The organism is Curtobacterium sp. MMLR14_010, from assembly GCF_001865015.1.
Lineage (GTDB): Bacteria > Actinomycetota > Actinomycetes > Actinomycetales > Microbacteriaceae > Curtobacterium.
In genome coordinates, this window is sequence record NZ_MJGV01000079.1 from 108,641 (window position 1) to 133,426 (window position 24,786).

The following is a 24,786-nucleotide window of genomic DNA, read 5'->3' on the forward strand; positions in this document are numbered from 1 at the left end:
GGCCTGTCACGGGACCGGCCGGACCAGGTCCTCGACGCCGACCTCGGTGTCGAGGATCCGGTTCGCCGCCCGGAGCCCGGACAGCAGCGCGCCGTGCACCGTCGCGGGGTCGTCCGACCAGGTGGCCTCGCCGGCGAGCTGGACGCGTCCGGAGGGCGTGCCGAGCAGGTCGTGGTCCTCGGGGGACGCTCCGACGTGCAGGTACGAGTACGACCCGCGCGTGAAGGGGTCGGCAGCCCAGCGGGTGATCCGGACGGCGTCCGGCGTCGGCACGTCGGGCCCGTACATGTAGCGGAGCGCGGCCATGCCCTCGGCCACGACCTCGGCGTCCGACAGGGTCTCGAGACGCCGGGCGCTGTCACCGCCGACCAGGGCCGCGAGCACGGGTTCGCTCGTCACCCGGGACATGTCGTACCAGGAGTGCCAGTCCGAGCCGGCGGGGCCCTGCTGACGGATGACCCAGGCGTCCCAGAACTTCGTCGGGAAGCGCAGGAAGACCTTGTCGTAGACGCCCATGCCGAGGCGCTCGACGGCGTCGGCCGCCGGCGCGACGAGCGGTGGGTCGAAGCGCACGTCGCCCGCCTGCAGCACCCCGAGCGGAACCGTCACGACGACGTGCTGGGCGCAGAAGACCGCGCCGTCCGCGGTGGTCACCCGGGCCCGTTCGTCGTTCTGCTCGACGAGGGACACGACGGCCTCGGTCCGGACGTCGAGACCGGCGGCGAGGGCGGTGACGTACTGCCCGTAGCCACCGGGGAAGACGACCTCGTCCCCGGCCACGTGCTCCTCGTCGAGTCCGTGCGCGTCGAGGTCGATGACGGGTGCCCCGCAGAGGTCCTCGGAGCGGTGGGCCATGTACTCCTCGACGCGGAGCGCCCGGCCGTCGCCCCAGCCGAGCGACTCGACGACGGACGCGACGACGTCGGCGTACGAGGTCCCCGGGGCAGCGGCGTCGACGGCGGCCGGCAGCAGCTCGTCCACGGTGTGCAGGTCGGCGAGGAAGGCGCCGGAGGGCACGTCGGCGAGCCGGGCCCCGGACGGGTCGTGCCAGGCGATCGGCCGTCCGTCGAACTGGAAGCTGCCGACGGTGAACTCGACGGTCTCGATGTCGAACGCCGCGGCCAGCGACCAGAGCGGGTTGCCGTCGACGCCGTGGATCCACGAGGCGCCGAGGTCGACCGGCACGCCGAGCGTGTCGTCCGTCCAGGTGCGGCCGCCGATCCGGTCGCGGGCTTCGAGCACGACGACACTGGCGCCGCGCAGGGCAAGGGCACGGGCAGTGGCGAGTCCGGCGATGCCGGCCCCCACGACGATGACGTCCACGCCCATCAGTGTGCTCCAGCTCGCTCGGACCCGGTCAGACCTTCGAGGCGGCCTCGGACAGCACGCTCCGCAGGATCGAGGTGATCTCGCGGAACTCCGGCTGCCCGATGGTGAGCGGGGGTGCGAGCTGCACGACCGGGTCGCCGCGGTCGTCGGCACGGCAGTACAGCCCCGCGTCGAACAGCGCCTTCGACAGGAAGCCACGGAGCAGGCGCTCGGACTCGTCGCTGTCGAACGTGGCCTTCGTCGCCTTGTCCTTCACGAGCTCGATCCCGTAGAAGTACCCGGCCCCGCGGACGTCGCCGACGATCGGCAGGTCGCGCAGGGTGTCGAGCTCGGCCTTGAACAGCGGGGCGTTCTGCTGGACGTTCTCGAGCAGGCCCTCTTCCTCGAAGATGTCGAGGTTCTCCATCGCCACGGCGGCCGAGACCGGGTGCCCGCCGAACGTGTACCCGTGGTAGAAGGTCGTGTCACCGGTCGAGAACGGCTCGAAGAGCTTGTCGCTGATGATCGTGGCGCCGATGGGCGAGTACCCCGAGGTCATCGCCTTCGCGCAGGTGATCATGTCCGGCACGAAGCCGTAGGTGTCGCAGGCGAACATCGTGCCGATGCGACCGAAGGCACAGATCACCTCGTCGGACACGAGCAGGACGTCGTGCTCGTCGCAGATCTCGCGGACCCGCTGGAAGTACCCGGGCGGCGGGGTGAAGCAGCCGCCCGAGTTCTGGACGGGCTCGAGGAAGACCGCTGCGACGGTGTCGGGGCCCTCGAACTCGATCATCTCGCGGATGCGCTCGGCTGCCCAGAACCCGAACTCCTCCTCCGTCGCTCCGGCGAAGCCCATCTCCTCGGCCCGGTAGAAGTTCGTGTTCGGGACGCGGAAGCCGCCCGGGACCAGGGGCTCGAACATCGCCTTCATCGCCGGGATGCCCGTGATCGCCAGGGCTCCCTGCGGGGTGCCGTGGTAGGCCACCGCGCGGGAGATCACCTTGTGCTTCGTGGGCTTGCCGCGGAGCTTCCAGTAGTGCTTCGCGAGCTTGAACGCCGTCTCGACGGCCTCACCGCCACCGGTCGAGAAGAACACCTTGTTGAGGTCGCCCGGCGCGTGGTCGGCCAGCCGGTCGGCGAGCTCGATCGCGGCGGGGTGCGCGTACGACCAGATCGGGAAGAACGACAGCGTCTCGGCCTGCTTGGCGGCCATCTCGGCCAGGCGCTTCCGACCGTGCCCCGCAGCGACGACGAAGAGTCCGGACAGTCCGTCGATGTAGCCCTTGCCGTGGCTGTCGTAGACGTGGTGCCCCTCGCCGCGGACCATGATCGGCACGTCGGCCCCGGCCTGGTTGGCGCCGTGCCGGGCGAAGTGCATCCACAGGTGGTCGCGGGACTTCTGCTGCAGGGCGGCGTCGTCGACCGGGGCGAACGGGTCGTACGAGCCGAGTCGGGTGGGCTGTTCGGAGATGGTCATCGCGTTCCCCAGTCGTAGAGCTGTTTGCGGAGTTGCAGGTAGACGAAGGTCTCGGTGCCGGTCACGCCCGGGATGGCCCGGATCGTGCCGTTGAGCAGTTCGATGAGGTCGTCGTCGTCCTCGCAGACGACCTCGACCATCAGGTCGAAGCTGCCGGCGGTCATCACGAGGTAGTCGACCGCGGCCAGCTGTTCGAGTGCATCGGCGACCGACCGGGTGTCCCCGCTGACGCGGATGCCGATCATCGCCTGCCGGTGGAACCCGAGCTGCATGGGGTCGGTGACCGCGACGATCTGCATGACGCCGGTCTCGGTGAGCTTCTGCACGCGCTGCCGGACCGCCGCCTCGCTGAGGCCGACCGCCTTGCCGATCTCGCCGTAGGGCCGTCGTCCGTCAGCCTGGAGCTGCTCGATGATGCGCTTGGAGATGTCGTCGATGGGTCCCGGACGTCGTGGTGCTGCCGCCATGCCGGACAGCATGGCAGTGGCACTCCGCAGCACGCAAGGGATTCCGTTGTGAACAGCGTGTTTCACGACGATTTCCGTTGTTACAAGTCTTCCGAACTGGTGCGATCCGTGTCAGGATCACCGCCATGCCGGACACCGAGCAGACCATGACGACCACCGCAGGGGCCATCCGGCCAGTGCGCAACGTCATCGGTGGTGCGTCCGTCGAGCCGCGGGGCACCCGGACGATCGAGCTCGTCGACCCGACGAACGAGCAGGTCTACGGCGTCGCGCCGGTGTCCACCGCCGCGGACGTGGACGACGCGTTCCGGTCGGCGTCGGAGGCGTTCACGTCCTGGCGTCGCACGACCCCGGGGGAGCGCCAGCTCGCGCTGTTCCGGATCGCGGACGCGGTGGAGGCCAGGGCCGAGGAGTTCGCCGACCTCGAGTCGCTCGACACCGGGAAGCCCAGGGCGTCCCTGGTCGAGGACGAGATCCTGCTCTCCGTCGACCAGATCCGCTTCTTCGCCGGGGCCGCGCGCAACCTCGAGGGTCGGAGCGCCGGTGAGTACCTCGCCGACCACACGTCGTTCGTCCGGCGGGAGCCGATCGGCGTCGTCGCTCAGGTGACCCCGTGGAACTACCCGCTCAACATGGCCGTCTGGAAGGCCGCACCCGCCATCGCCGCGGGCAACACGACCGTGCTCAAGCCGAGCGACACCACACCGCTGTCGACGCTCCTGCTCGCCGAGGTCGCCGCGGAGTTCCTGCCGCCCGGTGTCCTCAACGTCGTGGTGGGGGACCGCACCACCGGCGCCGCGATGATCGACCACCCGACCCCGCAGCTCGTGTCGATCACCGGGTCCGTCCGTGCCGGCGTCGAGGTCGCCCGTGCCGCCGCCGGGGACCTCAAGCGCACCCACCTCGAGCTCGGCGGGAAGGCCCCCGTCATCGTGTTCGACGACGCGGACATCCCGCGAGCGGTCGCCGGCATCGTGGCCGCCGGGTTCTTCAACGCCGGGCAGGACTGCACCGCGGCCACCCGGCTCCTCGTGCAGGACGGCATCCACGACGAGTTCGTCGCGGCCCTCGTCGCCGAGGCCCGCGCCTCGGCACGCACGGGCGCCGACGAACCCGACCCCTTCTTCGGTCCGGTCAACAACGCCGCGCAGCTCGCCCAGGTCCGGTCGTTCCTCGACACCCTGCCCGACCACGCGTCGATCGAGCTCGGTGGCCACCGCGTCGGCGACGTCGGCTTCCACCACGAGGCGACGATCGTCTCCGGCCTGCGTCAGGACGACCACATCGTGCAGCAGGAGGTGTTCGGCCCGGTGCAGACCGTCCAGCGCTTCCACACCGAGGACCAGGCCCTGCGCTGGGCGAACGACGTCGAGTACGGCCTCGCGAGCTCGGTCTGGACGACCGACCACGCCCGCGCCATGCGCTTCGCCCGCGACCTCGACTTCGGCTGCGTGTGGATCAACACGCACATCCCGATCGTCGCCGAGATGCCGCACGGCGGCTTCCGTCACAGCGGGTACGGCAAGGACCTCTCGCAGTACGGTTTCGACGACTACACCCGCATCAAGCACGTCATGTCCTACATCGCCTGACCGACCCAGCAGGAGGCACCATGGCAATGACCGGCACGTTCGCCGAATCCGGGGCCGACCTCCGGCTCGAACAGATCACGAAGTCGTTCCCCGGGCACACCGCGGTCGACGCCCTCGACCTGACCGTGCCGGCCGGCTCGTTCTTCGCGCTGCTCGGTCCGTCCGGGTGCGGCAAGACCACCACCCTGCGCCTGGTCGCCGGGTTGGAGGAGCCCACGAGCGGCAGCATCCTGCTGGGCGGCAAGGACGTCACCGACACGAAGCCGTACCAGCGGCCCGTCAACACCGTGTTCCAGAACTACGCGCTGTTCCCGCACATGAGCGTGCTCGACAACGTCGCCTTCGGGCTGAAGCGCCGTCGTATCCCCGACCCGATGACGAAGGCCATGGAGGCCCTGCGCCTGGTCGAGCTCGAGGGCTCCGCCGGCAAGCGGCCCGCCCAGCTCTCCGGCGGCATGCAGCAGCGCGTCGCCCTGGCCCGCGCGATCGTCAACCGACCGGCGCTCCTGCTGCTCGACGAACCGCTCGGCGCGCTCGACCTGCAGCTCCGCCACCAGATGCAGCTCGAGCTGAAGACCATCCAGGCCGAGGTCGGTCTGACCTTCCTCCACGTCACCCACGACCAGGAGGAGGCGATGACCATGGCCGACACGGTCGCCGTCATGAACGGCGGTCGCATCGAGCAGATGGGCAGCCCCGAGGACCTCTACGAACTGCCGCGCACCGCGTTCGTCGCGAACTTCCTCGGGCAGTCGAACCTGCTCGAGGGCGAGGTCCGCGGCACCGAGCGCGGCCTGCTCGTCGTCGCCACGGCGGCCGGCACGATCGCCGTCCCGGCCGACCGCGCCGTCGCCACCACCGGCCGCGTCGTCGTCGGTGTCCGCCCCGAGAAGCTCAAGGTCCGCATCGTCCGACCGGAGGAGGAGGCCGGTCGCAACATCCTCGGACCGGGCCGAATCGTCGACGTCTCCTTCTCCGGGGTCAGCACCCAGTACCTCGTCGACGTCCCCGGCGCCGGTCGCGTCGCCGTCTTCGCGCAGAACTCCAAGGGCGGCCCACGGGTCGCCACGGGCACCGAGGTCTGGCTCACCTGGGGCGTCGACCACGGCTTCGGCCTGGAGGCTCCCCCCGCGTCCGACGCGACGGTCACCACCCAGCCCGCACCGGGCCTCCCGGCGGTCGAGACGGTGGGAGCGACCCGGTGAGCCGCGAGCCGGGGCCGAGCCCCGACCTGCTGCGCGGACTGACGTCCGCCCGCGTCAGCCGACGTGGCCTGCTCGCCGGAGGAGGGGCAGCAGCGCTCGCCGCACTGCTGACGGGCTGCAGCATCAAGGGGTCGGCGGCATCAGCGGACACCGACGTCGACTGGGCGGCGTTCTGGAAGGCGGCGAAGCCGACCGGCGAGCTGAACTTCGCGAACTGGCCGCTCTACATCGACTCCGACCACGGCAAGTCCGAGTCCCTCGCCCTCTTCCGCGAGGAGACGGGGATCGACATCGACTACCAGGCCGTCATCCAGGACAACGCGACGTTCTACGCGACCGTCTCGCCGATCCTCCGGGCACACGGGGGCACCGGGTACGACGTCGTCGTGATGACGAACGGGTACGAGCTCACCGAGATGATCAAGAACGGCTTCGTCTGCGAGCTCGACCACAGCCGGCTGCCGAACTTCGCGAAGTACGCCTCGGACTCGGTGAAGGACCCGAACTACGACCCGGGCAACGCGCACACCGTCGTCTGGCAGACCGGGTTCACGGGGCTCGCGTACAACCCGAAGTACACCGGTCGGAGGATCACCTCGTTCGAGGACCTCAAGGACCCGGCCTTCAAGGGCCGCATCGGGCTGATGAGCGACAACACCGAGCTCGGGTCGCTCGCGCTGCTGGCCCTCGGCATCCCCCCGGAGGACAGCACTCCGGCCGACTGGAGGAAGGCGCAGGCCTGGCTCCGGGAGCTCCGACCGAGTGTCTCGGGGTTCTACGACCAGAGCTACATCAACCGGTTGGAGAACGGCGACACCTGGATCACCCAGGCGTGGTCGGGCGACGTGTTCCAGGCGCAGCAGTCGGGGTTCCCGGACCTGGAGTTCGTCACGCCGGACGAGGGCCAGATGACGTGGCACGACAACATGATGATCCCGCGTCAGGCCGCGAACCCGGTGTCGGCGCTCGCCTGGATGGACTTCTACTACACGCCGCGGATCGCCGGCATCGTCGAGGACTACGTCAACTACGTCTGCCCGGTGCCCGCGGCCGAGGACTACGTGCGCGACGAGCTCGACGACGCGGCCGTCGCGGACAGCCCGCTGGTGTTCCCGTCCGAGGCCGTGCTGGCGGCGTCGCACGAGTTCCGCGTCTTCCAGAACTACGACGAGTACTCGGAGTGGAACGGGATCTTCAACGCGGTGGTGCAGTCGTGACCGCGCTCGGGACCGCTCCCGGCCTGGGGGCCACGGCCGCGCCGATCCGGCGGGGGCGGCGGCGCAGCACCCCGTTCCTGCTCGCGCTCGTCGGGACCGCGTACCTGGCGGTGTTCTTCGTCATCCCGCTGCTCTCCGGGCTGATCGTCTCGCTCATGTCGGGCAACCCGAACGACGGCTACACGTTCACGTGGAACTTCGGCGTCTACTCCGCCCTGTTCGTCGACCCGCAGGTGCCCTACCTGACGTTCCTGCTCCGATCGCTCTGGTACGGCGTCGCTGCAACTCTGGTGACCATCGTCGTCGGGTACCCGGTGGCCTACTTCATCGCGTTCCGGGTCTCCGCGCGGTGGAAGAGCCCGCTGCTGATGCTCGTGTTCGTCAGCTTCCTGGTGTCGTTCGTCATCCGCACCGACATGTGGGCGTTCGTGCTCGCGTCGCAGGGGCCCGTCGTCACCGTGCTGCAGGGCATCGGGCTCGCCGGCAAGGACTTCCAGATCCTCGGCACGTCGGGAGCAGTCATCTTCGGCGACGCGTACAACGACCTGGCCTTCATGGTGCTGCCGATCTACGCCGCGCTCGAGCGCATCGACCCGCGGCTCGGCGAGGCCGCGAACGACCTCTACGCGGGCAAGGTCCGGGCGTTCTGGCACACCACGCTGCCGCTGTCCCGCTCGGGCGTCTTCGCCGGGGTGCTGCTCGTGTTCATCGACTGCGTGGGGGACCCGGTCAACTCGGCGCTCCTCGGTGGCACGAACACGTACACGATCGGTCAGGCGATCCAGGACGCCTACTCCGGCAACCAGCAGTACAACGTGGCCGCCGCGCTGTCGACCGTGCTCATGGTCGTGCTCGGCATCATCCTGTTCGTGTACGCCCGGGTGTCCGGCACCGACGACCTCGAGGACCTCGTATGACCGCCGTCGCTCCGTCCCGCTCGTCCGCCGCCCCGACCTCGCCCGTGACCGGGTCCGTCCCCGGTCGTCCGCGACGCCACGGCGTCAACCGACGCGGGCCGTGGCTGGCCATCGTCTACTGGGTCGTCATCGGGATCACGCTCGTGCCCATCGTCTACATGATCGTGTACTCGTTCAACGACGCCCCGACGAACCGGCTGTCCTTCGCCTGGAACGGGTTCACGACCTACTGGTACGCGAACCTCGTGAACGTCTCCGGGCTCGGGCAGGCGTTCCTCACCTCGGTCGTCGTCGCGTTCCTGGCGGCGGTCGTTTCCGTGGCGATCGGGCTGCCACTCGCCCTGGCACTCGAGCGCTACCGGTTCCCCGGCCGCGGCGTCGTGAACAGCGTCGTCTTCGCGGACATCGCGGCGCCGTCGATCGTCGTCGGGTCGGCGTCGCTGTCGTTCTTCCTGTCGATCGGGCTCGGCACGGGGTTCCTCACCGTGCTGCTCACGCACGTGGCGTTCGACGTGGCCTACGTGGTCGTGGTGCTGCGGGCGCGGATAGCCGGGACGTCCCGGGCGCTCGAGGAGGCGGCCAGCGACCTCGGCGCGACGCCGCTGCAGGCCTTCCGACTCGTGACGCTGCCGCTGCTCGCGCCGGGCATGCTCGCCGCGGGGCTGTTGGCGCTCGCGATGTCGATCGACGACTACGTGATCACCTCGTTCGTCGCCGGGCCCTCCGTGACCTTCCCGCTGTTCGTGTACGGAGCCGCGAAGGCCGGCATGCCGCCGCAGGTGCTGTGCTTCGGCACGCTGGTGTTCGCGGTGGGGCTGCTCGTCGCGCTGCTGAACGGGGCGCTCAACCGGCGGTTGGCGCGGACGCGGGGGTGAGTCGTGCGGAGCGCCCCGCGCCGGTGATGGCCGACGCGGGGCGCCCGTGTCTCAGTCCTTCCGGACCAGGTCGACGAGGAGCCTGGCGAGGTTCACGAGCAAGCCCGCGATCCCCAACCAGGACACCTGACGCCTGGGCTTGGGATCGGTGTCGTTCGACATCGAGACCACCTCCGGTGTCAGCGCCGGCGGACACGAGGAGGGGACGGCCGGGACGGACGTGCAGTCGGGCCGGAGCCTGGCTACACTGGACCCGAGCATCAGACTCGGGGACGGGGTGTCCGTCCTCGGCTTTCCACTCGGAGAGCAACTCGAAGCCCATCACCGTTGCAGCGGTGGTGGGCTTCATGCTTGCCCAGGGGCGCCACCCGGCGGTGTCGCACCCCACGCCCCCAGCCTATGTGGTATTTCAGCGGGGTTCAGTCCGTGTCGTTGTGGCTCGGCTGCGGGCCGCCGGCAGCGGAGCGGTAGGCACGAGCCACGTACCCCAGGGACACCGCGTTCGTCGCCCGCTCTGCCATGTCCTCGATCCGCCTGAACAGCGCGACCTGTGCGGTTCGCTGGGCTTCCGTCACGTCCTGGTCAGTCGTCATGTCGGGCCCCTGTCGTCGATGCGTGGTCGGACTCTCCACATCGACCGCGCGGAACGACCCATGTCGGGTGCGACGGGAAGCGGGAACGCGCGTGGGGTGGCGGAAGGACCGACCTCCTACGCGCGATTCGACCCCCTCCGCGGGGAAGGGCCCACCCCGCCCCGCGTCAGGCCGCCGTGAGCTCCGCCTCCGCGCGGTCGGCCCGGGCGTCGTCGCGGAGCATGCGGTCGGCGGTCCGCAGCGACAGCGCCATGATCGTCAGTGCCGGGTTCGCGATGAGGGAGCTCGGGAACACCGAGTTGTCCACGATCCACAGGTTCGGCACGTCCCACGACCGGCCGGCGGCGTCCACGACGGAGTTCGCCGCGTCGGTGCCCATCCGTGCCGTGCCGACGGTGTGTGCCGTGCGGTCGAGCACGCGCACGTCGTGTCCACCGGCCGCCTCGACGATCGCGGTCATGGTGCGGACGGCGTGCCGGGTGATCGCGGCCTCGTTGTCGCCCGGCGAGAAGCTGACGCGGGCCTTCGGCACCCCGTTGGCGTCGAGCTCGTCGGAGAGCACGAGCCGGTTGTCGTCGTACGGCAGGCACTCGGCGTTGATGCCGACGCCGGCCATGTACGGGTAGTCCTGGATCGCCCGGACGAGGGCTGCGCCACGGAGCCCGCCGCCGCGCACGAGCGACGTCGTCAGCGTCTGCGGCTGTGCGCCGAGGCTCTGGATGAGGTAGCCGCCGGCGAAGTCGGCGCCCTCGGGACGGATGAAGTCCTCGGTGATGATCGACGACGGGTACCCGCGGTAGGACCGCATCGACTCGTCGAACCTCGCCCAGACCTGGGTGGCCCCGTGCGCGGTGAAGTTGCGTCCGACCTGGCCGCTGCTGTTCGCGAGGCCGGTGTGGAGCAGGAGACGCGGCGTCTCGATCCCGCCGGCGGCGAGCACGAGGGCACGGCACCGCTGGCGGTGGTCGCGTCCGTCCTGGCGGTAGACGACGGCCTCGACCTCGCCGCGGGCGTCGAGCTCGATGCCGTGCACGAACGCGCCGGGTCGGATCTCGGCGCCGAAGGCCACGGCGGCGGGCAGGTAGGTCGTGTCCATCGAGACCTTCGCGCCGTTGCGGCAGCCCTGGTGGCAGGACCCGCACGCGACACACGCCTGACGGAGGCCGTGGTGCTCCTGCATCCGGTCGACGGTGGTGAGGCCGACGGGGGCGTCGGTCGCGGTGATCCCGACCTCGGCAGCGCCGCGGATCATCATGTCCGAGGAGGCGTTCCGGGCCGGCGGTCCCATCAGGTAGCGGCGCTCGGGGTCCCAGGGGTAGTGCGCGGGGCCGGCGACGCCCACGTCGTGCTCGGCCTGCTCGATGTACCGGACCAGGTCGGCGTGCTCGATCGGCCAGTCCTCGCCCTCGCCTGAGTCGGTGCGCAGGTGGATGTCGTGCTCGTTGGGCCGCGGGGTGAACGCGCCCCAGTGCAGCGTCGACCCGCCGACACCGGTGCCGCTGTTGTTCGGGCCGAACGCCGTGGGTGCGCCGCCGCCGCTGATGCGCTCGTCCATCCAGTTGATGTCCGCGGGTGCCTCGACCTCGTCCGGGGTGTGGTCGCCCGGCTCGGTGTTCGGGCCGGCCTCGAGCGCCACGACGCGGAGGCCCTTGCGGGCCAGGGTCGCGAGCAGCGGTGCGCCGCCCGCGCCGGTGCCGACGACGACCACGTCGACGATGTCGTCCTCGTCGTACCGGCGCTGGTTGGTCAGGTTCATCGTGTGGCTCCCGCCGGTTCCCATGCTTCGCGCTGTCCGGCTCCGAGGAGCAGGAAGCCCTGCTTGCGGACGCCGTCGCCACCGTTGGCGAAGCCGTCGTAGTCGATGTCGGCCATCGTGGCCGGGTGCGTGACCCAGTGCTTCGCCAGGTCGACGGCGGCGTCCTCGGCCCAGGCACGGAGCTGCTCGGCGTCGAAGGGGCCGGCGGCCGGCGTGTGCTCGCCGGCGGTCACGGCGTCGAGCACCGTGGCGAGGTGCTCGTCCGACCGGGCAGCCTCCGGCGCGAGGGCGTCGAGCCCGGCGCGGTAGGCCTCGACGTCGACGGGCAGTCCGTCCGGGCGCCAGCCGTCGCCGAGTCCCGCGGCGAGCTGGGCGTCGACGCGGAGTGCGAGGTCGACCGACTGCTCGCCGGGCTGCGGCACGACGACGCGGGCGAGCGCCCGGAGCGTCTCGAGCTGCTCGGCGGACAGGGCCTGGGGAGGAGCACCGGGGTCGTCGGGCAGGGACCGGACGGCCAGGATGCCGCGGGTCCGCGCGCTGACCCGCGGCGAGGCGAGGATGCGGACGCTCGTGGCCGGGACGACGGGGCTGGGCGCGACACGGCGTTCCCAGAAGGCGCGGATGCGCTGGGCGACCTCGTCGGGTCGCTCCCACGGCAGCAGGTGCGCGGCCCCGGGGACGACGTCGAACTCGCCCGCGGTCCAGTGCGGCAGGTTCAGCTCGCGCTGGGCGTCGGGGCCGAGGTCGCCGTCACCGACACCGGCCAGGACCAGCGCCGGGACCGGGTTCGGCGGGAACTGGGTGGACCAGTCCTCGCGGCTGCCGCGGACCAGCCAGTCGGTCCATGCGCGGGGGTCGGCGCGCTGGACGTCGTGGACGGCCATGGCGTGCGGCTCCGGGGGCAGCCGGGAGTCGGTGTTCGCCTCGACGAACGTGTCGGCCTCGTCCGGGCCGATCTCGCCGTCGGCGGCCCAGCCGAGCATGGACGCGCGGCGCTCGTCGTCCATGGGCTCGGGGGAGAGCGGGGACGCGGCGAGCAGGACCACGGCGCGCAGGCCGAACAGGCCGTTCGAGCCGTCGATCGTCCGCGACGCCACGACCGAGGCGACCTTGCCGCCCATGGAGTGCCCGATGAGCACCCACTCGGTGGCTCCGCTGCGGCCGACCGCCCGCTCGACGAGCTCGGCCATCTCCTCGACGGTCGTCCCCGTCACGGCGGAGCTCCTGCCGAAGCCGGGCAGGTCGATGCCGATCAGGTCGAGGGTGCCGGCGAGACGGGCCCGGAGGGTCGCGAACTCCTCGGAACTCGACCCGAGGGCGTGGAGGCAGAACGCGGTGGCCGTCATTCCTTCGTTCCTACGGGACGACCGTGCCCCGTTCACAGCACGCTGTACCCCGCCGACACTGGTTTGTTACGACCGCGCGAAGATCTCCCGTGACGCAGGCCCACGAACGGGTCCCGGCGATACGTTCGAGTCATGAGTGCAGAGCTGACGCTCGGCGCCGAGGAAGAGCTGCACCTCATCGACCTCGAGTCCGGCCGACTTTCCGCGAAGGCGCCCCGCCTTCTGCCCAAGCTGCCATCGGACCGCTTCGGCGCCGAACTGCAGCGCACGACGATCGAGACGAACACCCCGGTGGTGACGACGCTCGACGACCTGCGGCGGGTGATCGTCGACCTGCGGAGCGAGCTCTCCGCGGCCATCGCCCCGGCCGGTGTCACCATCGCCGCGGTCGGCACCGCGCCCAGGTCCGAGTACGCCGACTTCGAACTGACCTCGGGTGGCCGCTACGGCCGCATGCAGGAGCAGTACCGGATGCTCGTCGACGAACAGCTCATCTGCGGCCTGCAGGTGCACGTCGGGGTGAGCGACCGCGACCTGGCGGTGGAGATCGCCCAGCGCGTGGCCCCGGTGCTCCCGGTGCTGCTGGCGCTCAGTGCGTCGAGTCCGTTCTGGAACGGGCAGGACACCGGGTACGCGTCCTTCCGGAGCATCATCTGGCAGCGCTGGCCGTCCGCCGGCAGCTTCGGTCGGGTCGAGAACGCGGCCGAGTACGACCGCGTGCTCGACGACCTCATCGCCTCGGGTGTGATCGCCGACAAGAAGATGGCGTACTTCGACGTGCGGCCGTCCTCGCACGCCCCGACGCTCGAGCTCCGGGTCTGTGACGCCACCCCCGTGGTCGACGACGCGGTGCTCATCGCCGGGATGTTCCGCGCCGCGGTCCGGCGCGCCGAGAAGGCGATCGAGTCCGGCGCCGAGTGGCACCCCCGGAGCGAACCGCTGCACCGTGCGGCGATGTGGCAGGCGGCCCGCAGCGGTCTCAGTGGCGAACTGCTCGGCCTCGGTCAGCACCCGGAACGGCTGCCCGCCGAGGTCGCCGTCCGCCAGCTCGTCTCCCACCTGCGTCCGGAGCTCGAGGAGCTCGGCGACTGGGGCACCGTCACCAGCCTGCTCGAGGACACCCTGGCGCGCGGCAACTCCACCGACCGCCAGCGCACCGCCTACGCCGAGCGCGGGGAGCTCGACGACGTCGTGACCCAGGTCGTCGAGGACACCGCCGGCACGCCGTCTGGCCGCGACGAGCACCCGATCGTCGCGATCCCGTCCTACCGGGTCCGTGCCGGTGACGAAGCGGTCGGCCCGGGCGCCCGCCCGCGTCCGGCGTTCCGCGACCTGGCCGCGTTCTTCCGCGGATGGGACCCCGAGACGACCATCGAGCACTGCACCGCCCGCGACGTCTGGACCCGCGAGCACGAGATCGGCTTCGTCGTCGACGGTGGCGTGCAGCAGTTCGGCTGCGACCTCGTCCCGCGCACGGTCAGCGCCTACGAGTGGGCGCAGCTCGAGCAGGGCCTCGGGCAGCGGGCACGGGCGATCGAGCTGTTCCTCCGCGATGCCTACGGCCCCCGCCGGATCGTGGCCGACGGCGCGATGGACGAGCACGACGTGGTCGGCAAGAACGGCTGGGACCCGGACGCCGAGCGGCTCCCGCAGCACGCCGTCCGCGCCCCGGTGATGGGCTTCGACCTGGTCCGCAACGAGTTCGGCGGCTGGCGGGTGCTCGAGGACAACGTCCGCTCGCCCTCCGGCGTCGCGTACGGCCTGGCGCTCCGCGAGCTGATGGACGACGTCGTGCCCGACGCGCCGCGACCCGACCGGCTCCGTGACCCCTCCGGTGTCCCGGCACTCCTCCGCGAGACGCTGCGGCGGAACGCCGCTGCCGTGACCGGCAACCAGGACCCGGTCCTGGCACTGGTGACCGACGGCCCCGGCGCCGGCGCGTGGTACGAGCACCGCCGGCTGTCCGACGGGGCCGGGATGCGCCTCCTGTCCGAGTCCGACCTGACCGTCCGCGACGGCCGCGTCGTCGAGGCGGCGACCGGCGACGTGCTGGACGCGCTGTACCTGCGGGTCGACCGCGACGTCCGCGCCCTGACGAGCGACCACACGCCGGACCTCGGCGCCCAGGTCCTCGACGCGGCCGCAGCCGGTCGCGTCTACCTGGCCAACGCCCCCGGCAACGCCCTCGTCGACGACAAGGCGATGTACGTCAACGTGCCGGACCTCATCTGGTACTACCTCGAGGAGAAGCCCCTGCTCGAGTCCGTGCCGACCTACCGCACCAGCATCGAGGGCGAGCGGCTGTCCGTGCTCGACCGCGTCGGGGAGCTCGTGACGAAGCCCGTCGACGGCGAAGGCGGTCGCGGTGTCCTCATCGGCCCGAGTGCGAGCGCGCCCGAGGTCGCCGAACGGCGTCGGGAGATCGCGGCGGACCCGGCCGGCTGGGTCGGACAAGAGGTGGTGCAGCTCTCCTCGCACCCGACCATCGGCCCGGCCGGACTCGACCCGCGGCACGTCGACCTGCGGGCGTTCGTCTACGTCACCGGCACCGGCCCGGACGACACTCACCTCGCCGACGTCGCGCTCACCCGCGTGGCACCCGAGGGCAGCATGGTCGTGAACTCCTCGCGGGGCGGCGGCGCGAAGGACACCTGGATCATCGGGACGACAGGAGAGCGCTGATGTGTGGACTCGCGGGCGAGATCCGGTTCGACGGGTCCTCGCCGGACGTCGGGGTGGTCGCGCGGATGACGGGGTGCCTGGCGCACCGTGGTCCGGACGGCGACGGACTCTGGGCACGCGGCCCGGTGGCGCTCGGCCACCGGCGGCTCTCGATCGTGGACCTGTCGACCGCCGGCGCGCAGCCGATGGTGGTGCCGCGCCTCGGTCTGACGATCGCCTACAACGGGATGGTCTACAACTACCGGCAGCTCCGCGACGAGCTGCACGGCAAGGGGCACACCTTCTTCTCGACGTCCGACACCGAGGTGATCGTGGCCGCGTACGCCGAGTGGGGCACCGCGTTCGTCGAGCACCTGATCGGGATGTTCGCGATCGCGATCTGGGAGCACGGCAGCGGTCGGCTCGTCCTGGCGCGCGACCGGCTCGGCATCAAGCCGCTCTACGTCGCCGCGGTGCCGGGCGGCCTGCGGTTCGCGAGCTCGCTGCCCGCGATCCTCGCCGGGGACCGGAACGACGCCGGCACGGCCAGCGCGCACGCCGTCGACACCTCGGTCGACCCGGTGGCCCTGGCGTCGTACATGACCTTCCACTCGATCGTCCCGGCACCGCGCACGATCCTGTCCGGCGTCGGCAAGCTCCCGCCTGCCACGGTCCGGGTCGTCGAGCCCGACGGCACCAGCACGGACACCACCTACTGGGAGCCGCGGTTCGAACGCGACCCGGCGAAGGCCGACTGGTCCGACGCGGACTGGCAGCAGGCCTTCATCGACTCGCTCCGCACCGCCGTCGAGCGCCGCATGGTCGCCGACGTGCCGGTCGGGGTGCTGCTCTCCGGCGGCATCGACTCGTCCCTCGTGGTCGCCCTGCTCGCCGAGGCCGGCCAGCAGGACCTCGCCACCTTCAGCATCGGGTTCGAGTCGGCCGGCGGGGAGTCCGGCGACGAGTTCGAGTACTCCGACGAGGTCGCGCGCCACTTCGGCACCGACCACCACCGCATCCGGATCCCCTCCGACCGCCTGCTCGACGGCATCGACGGGTCGATCGCCGCGATGAGCGAACCGATGGTCAGCCACGACTGCGTGGCGTTCTGGCTGCTCTCGCAGGAGGTCTCGCAGCACGTCAAGGTCGTGCAGTCCGGCCAGGGCGCCGACGAGGTCCTCGGCGGCTACAGCTGGTACCCGCCGCTCGCCGACGTCCCGCGCGACCAGGCCGCCGAGGCGTACCGGTCCGTGTTCATGGACCGCCGGTGGGCGTCCCTGCAGGGCATGCTCGGGGAGCGCTGGCGGAGCGACGACGACACCCCGTCGGCCTTCGTCGACCGCGAGTTCGCCCGCCCGGGAGCCGAGACGAGCGTCGACGCGGCACTCCGGAGCGACACCACGATCATGCTCGTGGACGACCCGGTGAAGCGCGTCGACAGCATGACCATGGCGTGGGGCCTCGAGGCCCGCGTGCCGTTCCTGGACCACGAGTTCGTCGAGCTCGCCGGTTCGATCCCACCGGCGCTCAAGCTCGCCGACGGCGGCAAGGGCGTCATGAAGCGCGCGGCGCGGGGCATCGTCCCCGACGCCGTCATCGACCGCACCAAGGGGTACTTCCCGGTGCCGGCGATCCGGCAGCTCGAGGGACCGTACCTGGAACGCGTCCGCCAGGCGCTGCACGCGCCAGAGGCCAGGGAACGCGGCCTGTTCGACCCGGGTACGGTCGAGCGGATGCTCCAGGACCCGAACACGACGAGGACCGAGATCGGCGCGAACGCGCTCTGGCAGCTCGGCCTGATCGAGATGTGGCTGCAGCAGCAGGGGGTGCGGTGAGCGAGACCCGGCCGGGAGGCTCGACCTCCGTCGCACCCGCACCGCACGTCGGGTCCGTGGCCGGTCCCGACAGCGCGGCCGGTTCCGCCGCCGACCTCGGTGAGCGGCTCACCGCCGCCTGGGGCTCGTGGGGCCCCACCATGACGCGGAACGCCCGCCGGGTGGCGTTCGTCAGCGACCGGCACGGCACGCCGGAGGTCTTCGTGCAGGACGTCGTCGTCGACGGGCCTCTGCCGGAGCCGACCCGCATCACGCTGAGCGAGGACCCCGTCATCCGCGTCTCGTGGTCGTCGGACGGTGAGTGGCTCGCCGTGGCCATCGCGACCGACGGCGGCGTGAAGCAGCAGGTCTGGGTGGTCCGACCCGACGGCACCGACCCCGCGCAGATCGCCGGGTCCCGGTACCAGCACGCCGAACTCGGGCCGTGGAGCCGCAGCGGCCACCGGGTCGTCATCACGCTGCCCTCGACCGAGGCCGACCAGCCCGCCCGCGCGTACCTCGTCGACCCCGTGTCCGGCGACCGCGACGACCTGGCCCTCGGGGAGCTCATCCACGTCCTCGACCTCTCCGTCGAGGAGCGCCTCGTCGTGCTGCGCGACGGGCAGCGCGGCCACGAGTTCGTCGTCGTCGTGGACCGCCTCACCGACGAGGACCACCCGCTCCTCATCGACCCGCCGTCCGGCTCGGCCGAGATCGCGTTCATGCGACCGTCGCCCGCCAGCGAGACCAGCCCGCTCGTCGCCTACGTCGCCACCGAGGCCGGCGCCCCCCGACGCCAGCTCGTCGCGCAGCCCGTCGGCCCGCACGGCTGGCGCGGACGACCCAGGAGCATCGTCGCCCGACCCGACGGCGAACTCGAGTTCCTGGACGCCGACGACGCCGGCCGCACGGTGCTGCTCGGCTGGAACGTCGACGGCCGCAGCGAGCTCGAGCTCATCAACACGCACGACGCCTCGCGCACCCCCGTGCCCGACCTGCCCGGCGAGGTCGTCACCGACCCCGTGCTGAGCCGCGACGGCCGGAGCGTCCTGCTCGCGGTCGAGGGGCCGACCCACCCGCGGGAGCTCTGGCGCCTCGACACCAACGCCCTGACCTGGAGCCGCGTCACCGACGTGCCCGACCTGCCCGCCGCCGCGCTCGTCCAGCCGACGCTGGAGCGCGTGCGGGCGCGTGACGGACTCGAGCTGACCGGGTGGCTGTACCGGGCGGTGGAGCCGGCCGCGTCGTCGACCGAGACCGGCGTCGGGACGGGTGTCGAGCCTCCCGTCCGTGGTGTGCATCGCGCAGCGATGATCCACCTGCACGGCGGACCGGAGTCGCAGGAGCGACCGACGTTCTCCGCGCAGCACCAGGCGCTCGCCGCGGCGGGCATCACGGTGTTCGCCCCGAACATCCGCGGCTCGTCCGGGTACGGGCACGAGTTCGTGCACGCCGACGACCTCGGGCTGCGGTGGAACGCGCTCGCGGACGTCGTCGACTGCGCCCGGTGGCTCGTGACGAACGACCTGGCGGACCGGTCGCGCGTGGCGGTCGAGGGGCGGTCCTACGGCGGCTACGCGACGCTCGCGTCGCTGGCCTTCACGCCCGACGTGTTCGCGGCCGGGGTCGCGGTGTGCGGGATGAGCGACTTCGCGACGTTCTACCGGGACACCGAGCCGTGGATCGCGGCTGCGGCGGCGACGAAGTACGGCCACCCCGTGGACGACGCCGCCCTGCTCGACGCCCTGTCGCCGATGCGGGCGATCGACGAGGTCACCGCGCCGCTGCTCGTCGTGCACGGCGAACTCGACACCAACGTGCCGGTCGGTGAAGCGCACCAGGTCGTCGCCGCGCTCCGGGAGCGGTCGCACGACGTCGGCTACCTGGAACTCGCGGGCGAGGGGCACGAGTACCGCCGGCAGTCGTCCCAGGCGCTGCTCGTGCGGCGGATGGTCGAGTTCCTGGCGTCCCGCCTGGCCTGAGCGGCTGCGGGCTGGGCGCGTGCCGGGCGCGGGGCGGGCGTGGCGGGCTCTGGTGCGAGGTTGCACACCCCGTGCGAGCGTGATGGGTCGCACCGGGTGCGCAAGGCCGCACGGGCCGGGGCATCGAGCACGGTGCGAGGTGGGTGCATCGTCGATTCTCTAGGATCGAGGGCGTGACCACGACGATGCCCGGCTTCGACGCGCACCGCATCACGCAGCGCGGGCTCCGCGACCGCGTGTACGACCGGGTGCTCGACGTCCTCATGGGACACGACGTCGAACCCGGCATGCGCCTGTCGATCGACGGGCTCGCCCGCACGCTCGGGGTCTCGCCGACCCCCGTGCGCGAGGCCCTCGTGCAGCTCGAACGCACCGGACTCGTCGTGCGCGAGGCCAACAAGGGCTACCGGGTCGCCCCGCCACTGCAGGGGGACCAGCTCGAGGCGCTGTTCGACGCCCGGCTCATCATCGAGAGCGGCGCGGTCGAGCTCGCCGCCCGCGGGGACGTCGCCGCGCTGCGTGCCCGGCTCGCGTCGGCGCTCGCCGAGCAGTCAGCCGTCGTCGAGGAGATCGCCGTGGTCGGGGTGGCAGCGGCGTCCGAGGAGCTGATGGCACGGTTCTTCCGCAGCGACTGGCAGTTCCACCAGGTGCTCTTCGACGCGACCCGGAACCCGTTCCTGCAGGAGATGTCCGAGGTCATCACGACCCGGGTGCACCGGATGCGCCAGATCGTCGAGGGCGGCGACGACGACACCGACCGCGCCGTGCAGGAGCACCGGGCGATCGTCGAGGCCCTCGCGGTCGACCCCGCGTCCGCCGTCGAGGCGATGCGCGTGCACATCCACGCGGTGCGGCTGCGGTCGCGGGCGGACGCGTCGCACGGGGGCTGACGCAGACGGACGCCCGTGCCGAGGTTCGGGTCAGCGGCACGGGCGTCCTGATCCTCCGAGCCCGGTCTTCTTCGGAGCCCCCGGACGGGGGGTTTGGTCGATTGTTCAACAACGTACGGGCGACGGTTGCGGCGTTCTGCCAAGGGAGTACCTTTCCTATAGGAAAGAGGTTCGACGACGAGCCGCGACATGCGAAGGAGCATCCCGTGAACCACGCACAGGACTGGGTCCAGCAGGACTGGGACACGACGACCTGGACCGCCGAGACGTGGCCGATCGCCGCCTGTCTCCACGGGTTCCCGCCGGTCGGCACCGACGGGGTCGCGGTCCACGACGCCGCTCCCGAGGTCTGGGACGACATCCTCGGGCAGGTGGCCGCCGCGGGCTTCTCGCTGGCCGAGCTCGCCGACAGCCACATCCGCCCCGCCGACCTCGAGGCCTCTCGCCGTGACGAGTTCCTGGCGATCGCCCGGTCGCACGGCGTCGGCATCCCGTCCGTGCACCTGCAGCGCCGCAGCGTGATCCAGCCCGGGCACGAGGAGGACAACCTCGCGTACGCGCACCGCACGATCGACGCGGCGGCCGAGTGGGGCATGCAGGTGTTCTCGACCGGGCTGCACCAGCCGTTCAACGACGCCCAGAAGCGCGCGCTCTGGTTCTGGACCGCGCAGGGCCCGAAGGACCCGGACGACCCCGAGGTGTGGCAGGCCGCGGTGTCCCGCCTCCGTGAGCTCGGTGAGCACGCGGCGTCGGTCGGGCTCCCGATGGCGCTCGAGATGTACGAGGACACCTACCTCGGCACCGCGGACAGCGCCGTGCGCCTGATCGAGGACATCGGCCTGGACACCGTCGGCCTGAACGCGGACGTGGCGAACCTGATCCGCCTGCACCGTCCGGTCGAGGACTGGAAGGAGCTCTTCGCCAAGACGCTCCCGTACACGAACTACCTGCACGTGAAGAACTACACGCGGGACGAGGCGGGCGACGGGAGCTGGGCGACGAGCGTGCCGAGCACGATGGAGACCGGGCTGATCAACTACCGCCAGGTACTCCGCGACGCCGTGGCGAACGGCTTCCGCGGCATCCTCATGACCGAGCAGTACGGCGGGGACAGCCTCGGCGTCTGCGCCACGAACCAGCGCTACATCCGGTCCGTCCTCGGCACCGCGAAGTTCGGCGAGACCACCGGCACCACCCGCACCAGCACCGCCACCACCACTGAAGGAGCAGTTCGATGAGCACCCTCGACATCGCCGTCGTCGGATCCGGCTACATGGGCGGCGGGATCGCCCAGGTCCTCGCGCTCGCCGGCCACACCGTCCGGATCTCGGACATCTCGGGCGAGATCGCCCGGGCGAACCTCGAGCGGCTGCTCGTCGAGACGCAGCAGTTCGTTGACGACGGGCTCTTCCCCGCCGACGCGGTCGAGCGGGTCCGTGAGCACCTCAGCGCCGCGGAGAGCATCGAGGACGCGGTCGCCACGGCCGACTTCATCGAGGAGGCGGTACCCGAGAAGCTCGCGATCAAGCACGAGACGCTCCGACGCATCACCGCTGCCGCTCGGCCCGACGCGGTGATCGGCTCGAACACGTCGACGATCCTCATCGAGTCCCTCGCCGAGGCCGTCACCGGTCCCGAGCGGTTCCTCGGGGTGCACTTCTCCAACCCCGCGCCCTTCATCCCGGGCGTCGAGCTCATCCCGCACCCGACCACCGGGGACCACGCCGTCGAGGTGGCCGAGGCCGTCGTCGCCGCGACCGGCAAGCAGTCCGCACGGGTCGAGGACTCCACCGGGTTCGTGCTGAACCGGCTGCAGTACGCCCTGTTCGAGGAGGCGACGAAGATCGCCGACGAGGGCATCGCGACCCCCGACGACATCGACACGATCGTCCGGACGACGTTCGGGTTCCGCCTGCCGTTCTTCGGTCCGTTCGCCATCGCCGACATGGCCGGGCTCGACGTCTACGCGTTCTGCTTCGAGTCGCTGCAGACCCGCTGGCCGGAGCGCTTCGCGACGCCGTCGTCGCTGCAGCAGCACGTCGACGCCGGGGAGCTCGGCACCAAGTCCGGCGCCGGGTACCTGCAGGTGCCGGCCGAGCGGACGCCCGAGCTCGTCGCCTACCGCAACCGTGCCTACGTGGCCATGCAGAAGCTCCTCGACGAGCTCGGCCCGGCACCGATCCACTGAGGGCGGCGACCATGACCACGGAGCACCGGAGCCGCACGGTCGTCCTCACCGGGGCCGCGTCCCCGCGGGGCATCGGCCGCGCCACCGCCCACCACCTCGCTGAGGCCGGGTGGGACGTCGGGATCGTCGACCTCGACGCCGACGCCTCGCAGGCCGTCGCCGCCGAGGTCCGTGACGCACACGGCGTCCGCGCCGTCGGTGTCGGCGCGGACGTCAGCGACGAAGCCGCCGTCCGTGACGCCTTCGACACGATCGAGGCCGAGCTCGCGCCGCTCGTCGCCCTCGTGAACCTCGCGGGCGTCTCCTCGTCGCACGCCTACCTCGACCTGCCGCCCGGGGAGTGGCACCGCGTGCTGTCGATCAACCTCGACGGCGTGCACTTCGCGAGCCTGCGGGCAGCGGAGTCGATGGTGCGGAACGGGTACGGCCGGATCGTCAACCTGTCGTCGGTGTCCGCGCAGCGCGGCGGCGGCACGTTCAGCAAGACGCCGTACACCGTGGCGAAGGCCGGGGTGATCGGCCTGACCCGTGGTCTGGCCCGCGAGCTCGGCCCGCACGGGGTGACCGTCAACGCGATCGCCCCCGGACCGATCGACACCGACATCATGGGCGGGACCCTCACCGAGGAGCGCAAGACGGCCATGGCGGCCGACGGCGTCCTGCCCCGGATCGGCACGCCCCGCGACATCGCGGCCGCGGTCGCGTACCTGATCGGCGAGGACGCCGGGTTCGTCACGGGCCAGACGCTCAACGTCGACGGCGGCCTCTACATGCACTAGAGCCAGCCGCCCACGGAACGCGCGCCGACCGCGCGACGCGATCCGTGCCTCCCGTCCGGTCGACGGAACCGACAACCGACCGCCGGACGCCAGAACGACCGCACCGTGCTCGCAAAGGAGCGAACCCGTGTCACTTCCCCCTGCCCCCGCGCTCGGGTCGACGAACGACCCCGGCCTCAAGTCCGCCATCGCCAAGGCGACGAAGCACCTCATGCCGATGCTGGTGATCCTGTACTTCGTCGCCTTCCTCGACCGCACGAACGTCGGGTTCGCCGAGGAGGCCCTGAGCGTCGACCGCGGCATCTCGGACGCCGCCTTCGCCCTCGGCGCCGGCATCTTCTTCATCGGCTACGCGATCTTCGAGATCCCGTCGAACCTGCTGCTCAAGCGGTTCGGCGCGCGGTTCTGGCTCGCCCGCATCGCGATCACGTGGGGCATCGTCGCCGCGCTGTTCGCGTTCACGACGAACGACACCATGTTCATCGTGCTGCGGTTCATCCTCGGTGTGACCGAGGCGGGCCTGTTCCCCGGCGTGATCATGTACCTGTCCGAGTGGTTCCCGAACAAGGTCCGCGTGCGGATGTTCGCGATCTTCTACCTGGCGCAGCCGTTCTCGCAGATGATCGGCGCACCGCTCTCCGGCGGCCTGATCAGCGTCGGCGACCAGGTCACCCCGTTCCACGGCTGGCAGGTGATGTTCGCCGGGGAGGGCGTCCTCGCCGTGCTCGCCGGGATCGCAGCCGTGGTGTTCCTGACGAACAGTCCCCAGCAGGCGAAGTGGCTGGAGCCGGGGGAGAAGGCGTCCCTGACGGCGGCCATGGAGCGCGAGGACACCGCCCGCACCGAGGACGGCCCGAAGGGCATCTGGAAGGCGATGGCCAGCGGTCGCGTCTGGTACTTCACGATCATCTACTTCTGCCTGCAGGTCGCCGTCTACGGCACCACGTTCTACCTGCCGCAGCAGGTGTCCTCGCTCCTCGGGCAGGACGTCGGCTGGCAGGTCGGGCTCGTCACCGCGATCCCGTGGCTGGTGGGCCTCGTCGCCTGCTACCTGATCGGGTCACGGGCGGACACGGTTGGTCGTCGTCGGCGCTGGGGCACGCTGTTCTACCTGACGACCGGCCTGTCGATCCTCGGGTCGGCATGGGCAGGAGCGAACGGGCAGCCCGTCCTCGGCATCGTCTTCATCACCCTGGCGGTGGCGAGCTTCCTCGCCGTCGGACCGATCACGTGGGCGTACCCGACGGCGTTCCTCACCGGTGCGGCCGCGGCTGCGGGCATCGGCCTGATCAACTCGCTCGGCAACCTGGGCGGGTTCGTCGCCCCGATCATGCGCACCGCGATCAACGAGGTCGTCCCGACCGACAGCGGTGCCTTCGGCATCGTGTCCCTCGGCGTCCTGGCCTTCGTGGCCGCGGTGATGATCGCCTGCACGAAGTACTTCCGTGGCTCGCGGGCAGACGACCTGCTCGACACGTCCCACGTCCGCACGACCGACACAGGAGCGGAACGATGACCCGGTTGTTCAACGACCCGGCGGACTTCGCCGACGAGATGGTGGACGGCTTCGTCGCGGCGAACCAGTCCCGCGTCCGGCGCGTCCACGGCGGGGTCGCCCGGTCCACGGCGAGCCCGGACGGCACGGTCGCCCTCGTCATCGGCGGCGGCTCCGGCCACTACCCGGCGTTCGGCGGTCTCGTGGGCCACGGGCTCGCG

19 protein-coding genes and 1 pseudogene are annotated in these 24,786 nt (G+C 71.3%); 14 read left to right on the forward strand and 6 right to left on the reverse strand.

The window, feature by feature from the left end; genetic code table 11:
- Positions 1–6: 6 nt before the first annotated feature.
- The 3 genes and pseudogenes from BIU98_RS15615 to BIU98_RS15625 form a co-directional block, all read right to left on the reverse strand.
- Positions 7–1,335: pseudogene (locus tag BIU98_RS15615) on the reverse strand (flavin monoamine oxidase family protein); the annotation flags it as partial.
- A gap of 22 nt (positions 1,336–1,357) precedes the next feature.
- Positions 1,358–2,788, reverse strand: a complete 1,431-nt coding sequence (locus BIU98_RS15620) for an aspartate aminotransferase family protein (RefSeq protein ID WP_071278570.1) — start codon at positions 2,786–2,788, stop codon at positions 1,358–1,360.
- A complete protein-coding gene (locus BIU98_RS15625) occupies positions 2,785–3,255 on the reverse strand; it encodes an Lrp/AsnC family transcriptional regulator (protein WP_139200785.1) in 471 nt (156 codons plus the stop codon). Before BIU98_RS15625 ends, BIU98_RS15620 begins: the two co-directional genes overlap by 4 nt.
- A 125-nt stretch (positions 3,256–3,380) precedes the next feature.
- On the opposite strand from BIU98_RS15625, the gene BIU98_RS15630 reads away from it, so the two are divergent.
- Genes BIU98_RS15630 through BIU98_RS15650 form a run of 5 tightly spaced genes read left to right on the forward strand, consistent with a single transcriptional unit; the run spans position 3,381 to position 9,061 of the window.
- Complete coding sequence (locus BIU98_RS15630) at positions 3,381–4,847, forward strand: aminobutyraldehyde dehydrogenase (RefSeq protein WP_254787958.1); 1,467 nt, start codon at positions 3,381–3,383, stop codon at positions 4,845–4,847.
- Between the two features lie 20 nt (positions 4,848–4,867).
- On the forward strand, positions 4,868–6,052 hold the full coding sequence (locus BIU98_RS15635; protein WP_083393314.1) for an ABC transporter ATP-binding protein: 1,185 nt from the start codon (positions 4,868–4,870) through the stop codon (positions 6,050–6,052).
- The gene (locus tag BIU98_RS15640; RefSeq protein WP_071278576.1) at positions 6,049–7,269 is read left to right on the forward strand and encodes a PotD/PotF family extracellular solute-binding protein; all 1,221 of its coding nucleotides are present in this window, start codon (positions 6,049–6,051) and stop codon (positions 7,267–7,269) included. The genes BIU98_RS15635 and BIU98_RS15640 overlap by 4 nt, the downstream gene beginning before the upstream one ends.
- The gene (locus BIU98_RS15645; RefSeq protein ID WP_217635712.1) at positions 7,266–8,186 is read left to right on the forward strand and encodes an ABC transporter permease; all 921 of its coding nucleotides are present in this window, start codon (positions 7,266–7,268) and stop codon (positions 8,184–8,186) included. The genes BIU98_RS15640 and BIU98_RS15645 overlap by 4 nt, the downstream gene beginning before the upstream one ends.
- Positions 8,183–9,061: an ABC transporter permease gene (locus BIU98_RS15650; protein ID WP_071278578.1), complete on the forward strand. Its 879-nt coding sequence runs from the start codon at positions 8,183–8,185 to the stop codon at positions 9,059–9,061. The genes BIU98_RS15645 and BIU98_RS15650 overlap by 4 nt, the downstream gene beginning before the upstream one ends.
- A gap of 419 nt (positions 9,062–9,480) precedes the next feature.
- Here the strand turns inward: BIU98_RS15650 and BIU98_RS19590 are convergent, their stop codons facing one another.
- From BIU98_RS19590 to BIU98_RS15665, 3 genes are all read right to left on the reverse strand, one after another.
- Positions 9,481–9,654: a hypothetical protein gene (locus BIU98_RS19590; protein ID WP_175481391.1), complete on the reverse strand. Its 174-nt coding sequence runs from the start codon at positions 9,652–9,654 to the stop codon at positions 9,481–9,483.
- Positions 9,655–9,820: 166 nt separating this feature from the next.
- Positions 9,821–11,410, reverse strand: coding sequence for a GMC family oxidoreductase (locus tag BIU98_RS15660; RefSeq protein WP_071279199.1), 1,590 nt, complete (start codon positions 11,408–11,410; stop codon positions 9,821–9,823).
- Positions 11,407–12,756, reverse strand: a complete 1,350-nt coding sequence (locus tag BIU98_RS15665; protein ID WP_071278645.1) for an alpha/beta fold hydrolase — start codon at positions 12,754–12,756, stop codon at positions 11,407–11,409. Before BIU98_RS15665 ends, BIU98_RS15660 begins: the two co-directional genes overlap by 4 nt.
- Positions 12,757–12,888: 132 nt before the next feature.
- Between BIU98_RS15665 and BIU98_RS15670 the strand changes: the two genes are divergently transcribed.
- The 9 genes from BIU98_RS15670 to BIU98_RS15710 form a co-directional block, all read left to right on the forward strand.
- Complete coding sequence (locus BIU98_RS15670) at positions 12,889–15,438, forward strand: carboxylate--amine ligase/circularly permuted type 2 ATP-grasp protein (protein WP_071278647.1); 2,550 nt, start codon at positions 12,889–12,891, stop codon at positions 15,436–15,438.
- The gene (locus tag BIU98_RS15675; protein WP_071278649.1) at positions 15,438–17,252 is read left to right on the forward strand and encodes an N-acetylglutaminylglutamine amidotransferase; all 1,815 of its coding nucleotides are present in this window, start codon (positions 15,438–15,440) and stop codon (positions 17,250–17,252) included. Before BIU98_RS15670 ends, BIU98_RS15675 begins: the two co-directional genes overlap by 1 nt.
- On the forward strand, positions 17,249–19,213 hold the full coding sequence (locus BIU98_RS15680; RefSeq protein ID WP_254787962.1) for a prolyl oligopeptidase family serine peptidase: 1,965 nt from the start codon (positions 17,249–17,251) through the stop codon (positions 19,211–19,213). The genes BIU98_RS15675 and BIU98_RS15680 overlap by 4 nt, the downstream gene beginning before the upstream one ends.
- A gap of 173 nt (positions 19,214–19,386) precedes the next feature.
- Positions 19,387–20,103, forward strand: coding sequence for a GntR family transcriptional regulator (locus BIU98_RS15685; RefSeq protein ID WP_083393315.1), 717 nt, complete (start codon positions 19,387–19,389; stop codon positions 20,101–20,103).
- 206 nt (positions 20,104–20,309) lie between these two features.
- Entirely contained in the window at positions 20,310–21,341 is a 1,032-nt protein-coding gene (locus tag BIU98_RS15690; RefSeq protein WP_071278651.1) for a sugar phosphate isomerase/epimerase, read from the forward strand.
- Positions 21,338–22,291: a 3-hydroxyacyl-CoA dehydrogenase family protein gene (locus BIU98_RS15695; protein ID WP_071278653.1), complete on the forward strand. Its 954-nt coding sequence runs from the start codon at positions 21,338–21,340 to the stop codon at positions 22,289–22,291. The genes BIU98_RS15690 and BIU98_RS15695 overlap by 4 nt, the downstream gene beginning before the upstream one ends.
- 11 nt (positions 22,292–22,302) lie before the next feature.
- Positions 22,303–23,070 (forward strand): SDR family NAD(P)-dependent oxidoreductase, encoded by a 768-nt coding sequence (locus tag BIU98_RS15700; protein ID WP_071278655.1) that lies wholly within the window; start codon positions 22,303–22,305, stop codon positions 23,068–23,070.
- A 127-nt stretch (positions 23,071–23,197) separates the two neighbouring features.
- On the forward strand, positions 23,198–24,586 hold the full coding sequence (locus BIU98_RS15705; protein WP_071278657.1) for an MFS transporter: 1,389 nt from the start codon (positions 23,198–23,200) through the stop codon (positions 24,584–24,586).
- Positions 24,583–24,786, forward strand: a 204-nt coding sequence (locus BIU98_RS15710) for a dihydroxyacetone kinase subunit DhaK (protein WP_175481392.1), incomplete at its 3' end; no start/stop codon positions are given. The genes BIU98_RS15705 and BIU98_RS15710, both read left to right, overlap by 4 nt.

Bases quoted from the DNA above. Each gene is read 5' to 3' on its own strand.
- BIU98_RS15650 (WP_071278578.1), top strand. From the start codon at position 8,183: ATGACCGCCGTCGCTCCGTCCCGCTCGTCCGCCGCCCCGACCTCGCCC.
- BIU98_RS15630 (WP_254787958.1), top strand. From the start codon at position 3,381: ATGCCGGACACCGAGCAGACCATGACGACCACCGCAGGGGCCATCCGG.
- BIU98_RS15620 (WP_071278570.1), bottom strand. From the start codon at position 2,788: ATGACCATCTCCGAACAGCCCACCCGACTCGGCTCGTACGACCCGTTC.
- BIU98_RS15695 (WP_071278653.1), top strand. From the start codon at position 21,338: ATGAGCACCCTCGACATCGCCGTCGTCGGATCCGGCTACATGGGCGGC.
- BIU98_RS15625 (WP_139200785.1), bottom strand. From the start codon at position 3,255: ATGGCGGCAGCACCACGACGTCCGGGACCCATCGACGACATCTCCAAG.
- BIU98_RS15660 (WP_071279199.1), bottom strand. From the start codon at position 11,410: ATGAACCTGACCAACCAGCGCCGGTACGACGAGGACGACATCGTCGAC.
- BIU98_RS15700 (WP_071278655.1), top strand. From the start codon at position 22,303: ATGACCACGGAGCACCGGAGCCGCACGGTCGTCCTCACCGGGGCCGCG.
- BIU98_RS15675 (WP_071278649.1), top strand. From the start codon at position 15,438: ATGTGTGGACTCGCGGGCGAGATCCGGTTCGACGGGTCCTCGCCGGAC.
- BIU98_RS15635 (WP_083393314.1), top strand. From the start codon at position 4,868: ATGGCAATGACCGGCACGTTCGCCGAATCCGGGGCCGACCTCCGGCTC.
- BIU98_RS15670 (WP_071278647.1), top strand. From the start codon at position 12,889: ATGAGTGCAGAGCTGACGCTCGGCGCCGAGGAAGAGCTGCACCTCATC.
- BIU98_RS19590 (WP_175481391.1), bottom strand. From the start codon at position 9,654: ATGACGACTGACCAGGACGTGACGGAAGCCCAGCGAACCGCACAGGTC.
- BIU98_RS15665 (WP_071278645.1), bottom strand. From the start codon at position 12,756: ATGACGGCCACCGCGTTCTGCCTCCACGCCCTCGGGTCGAGTTCCGAG.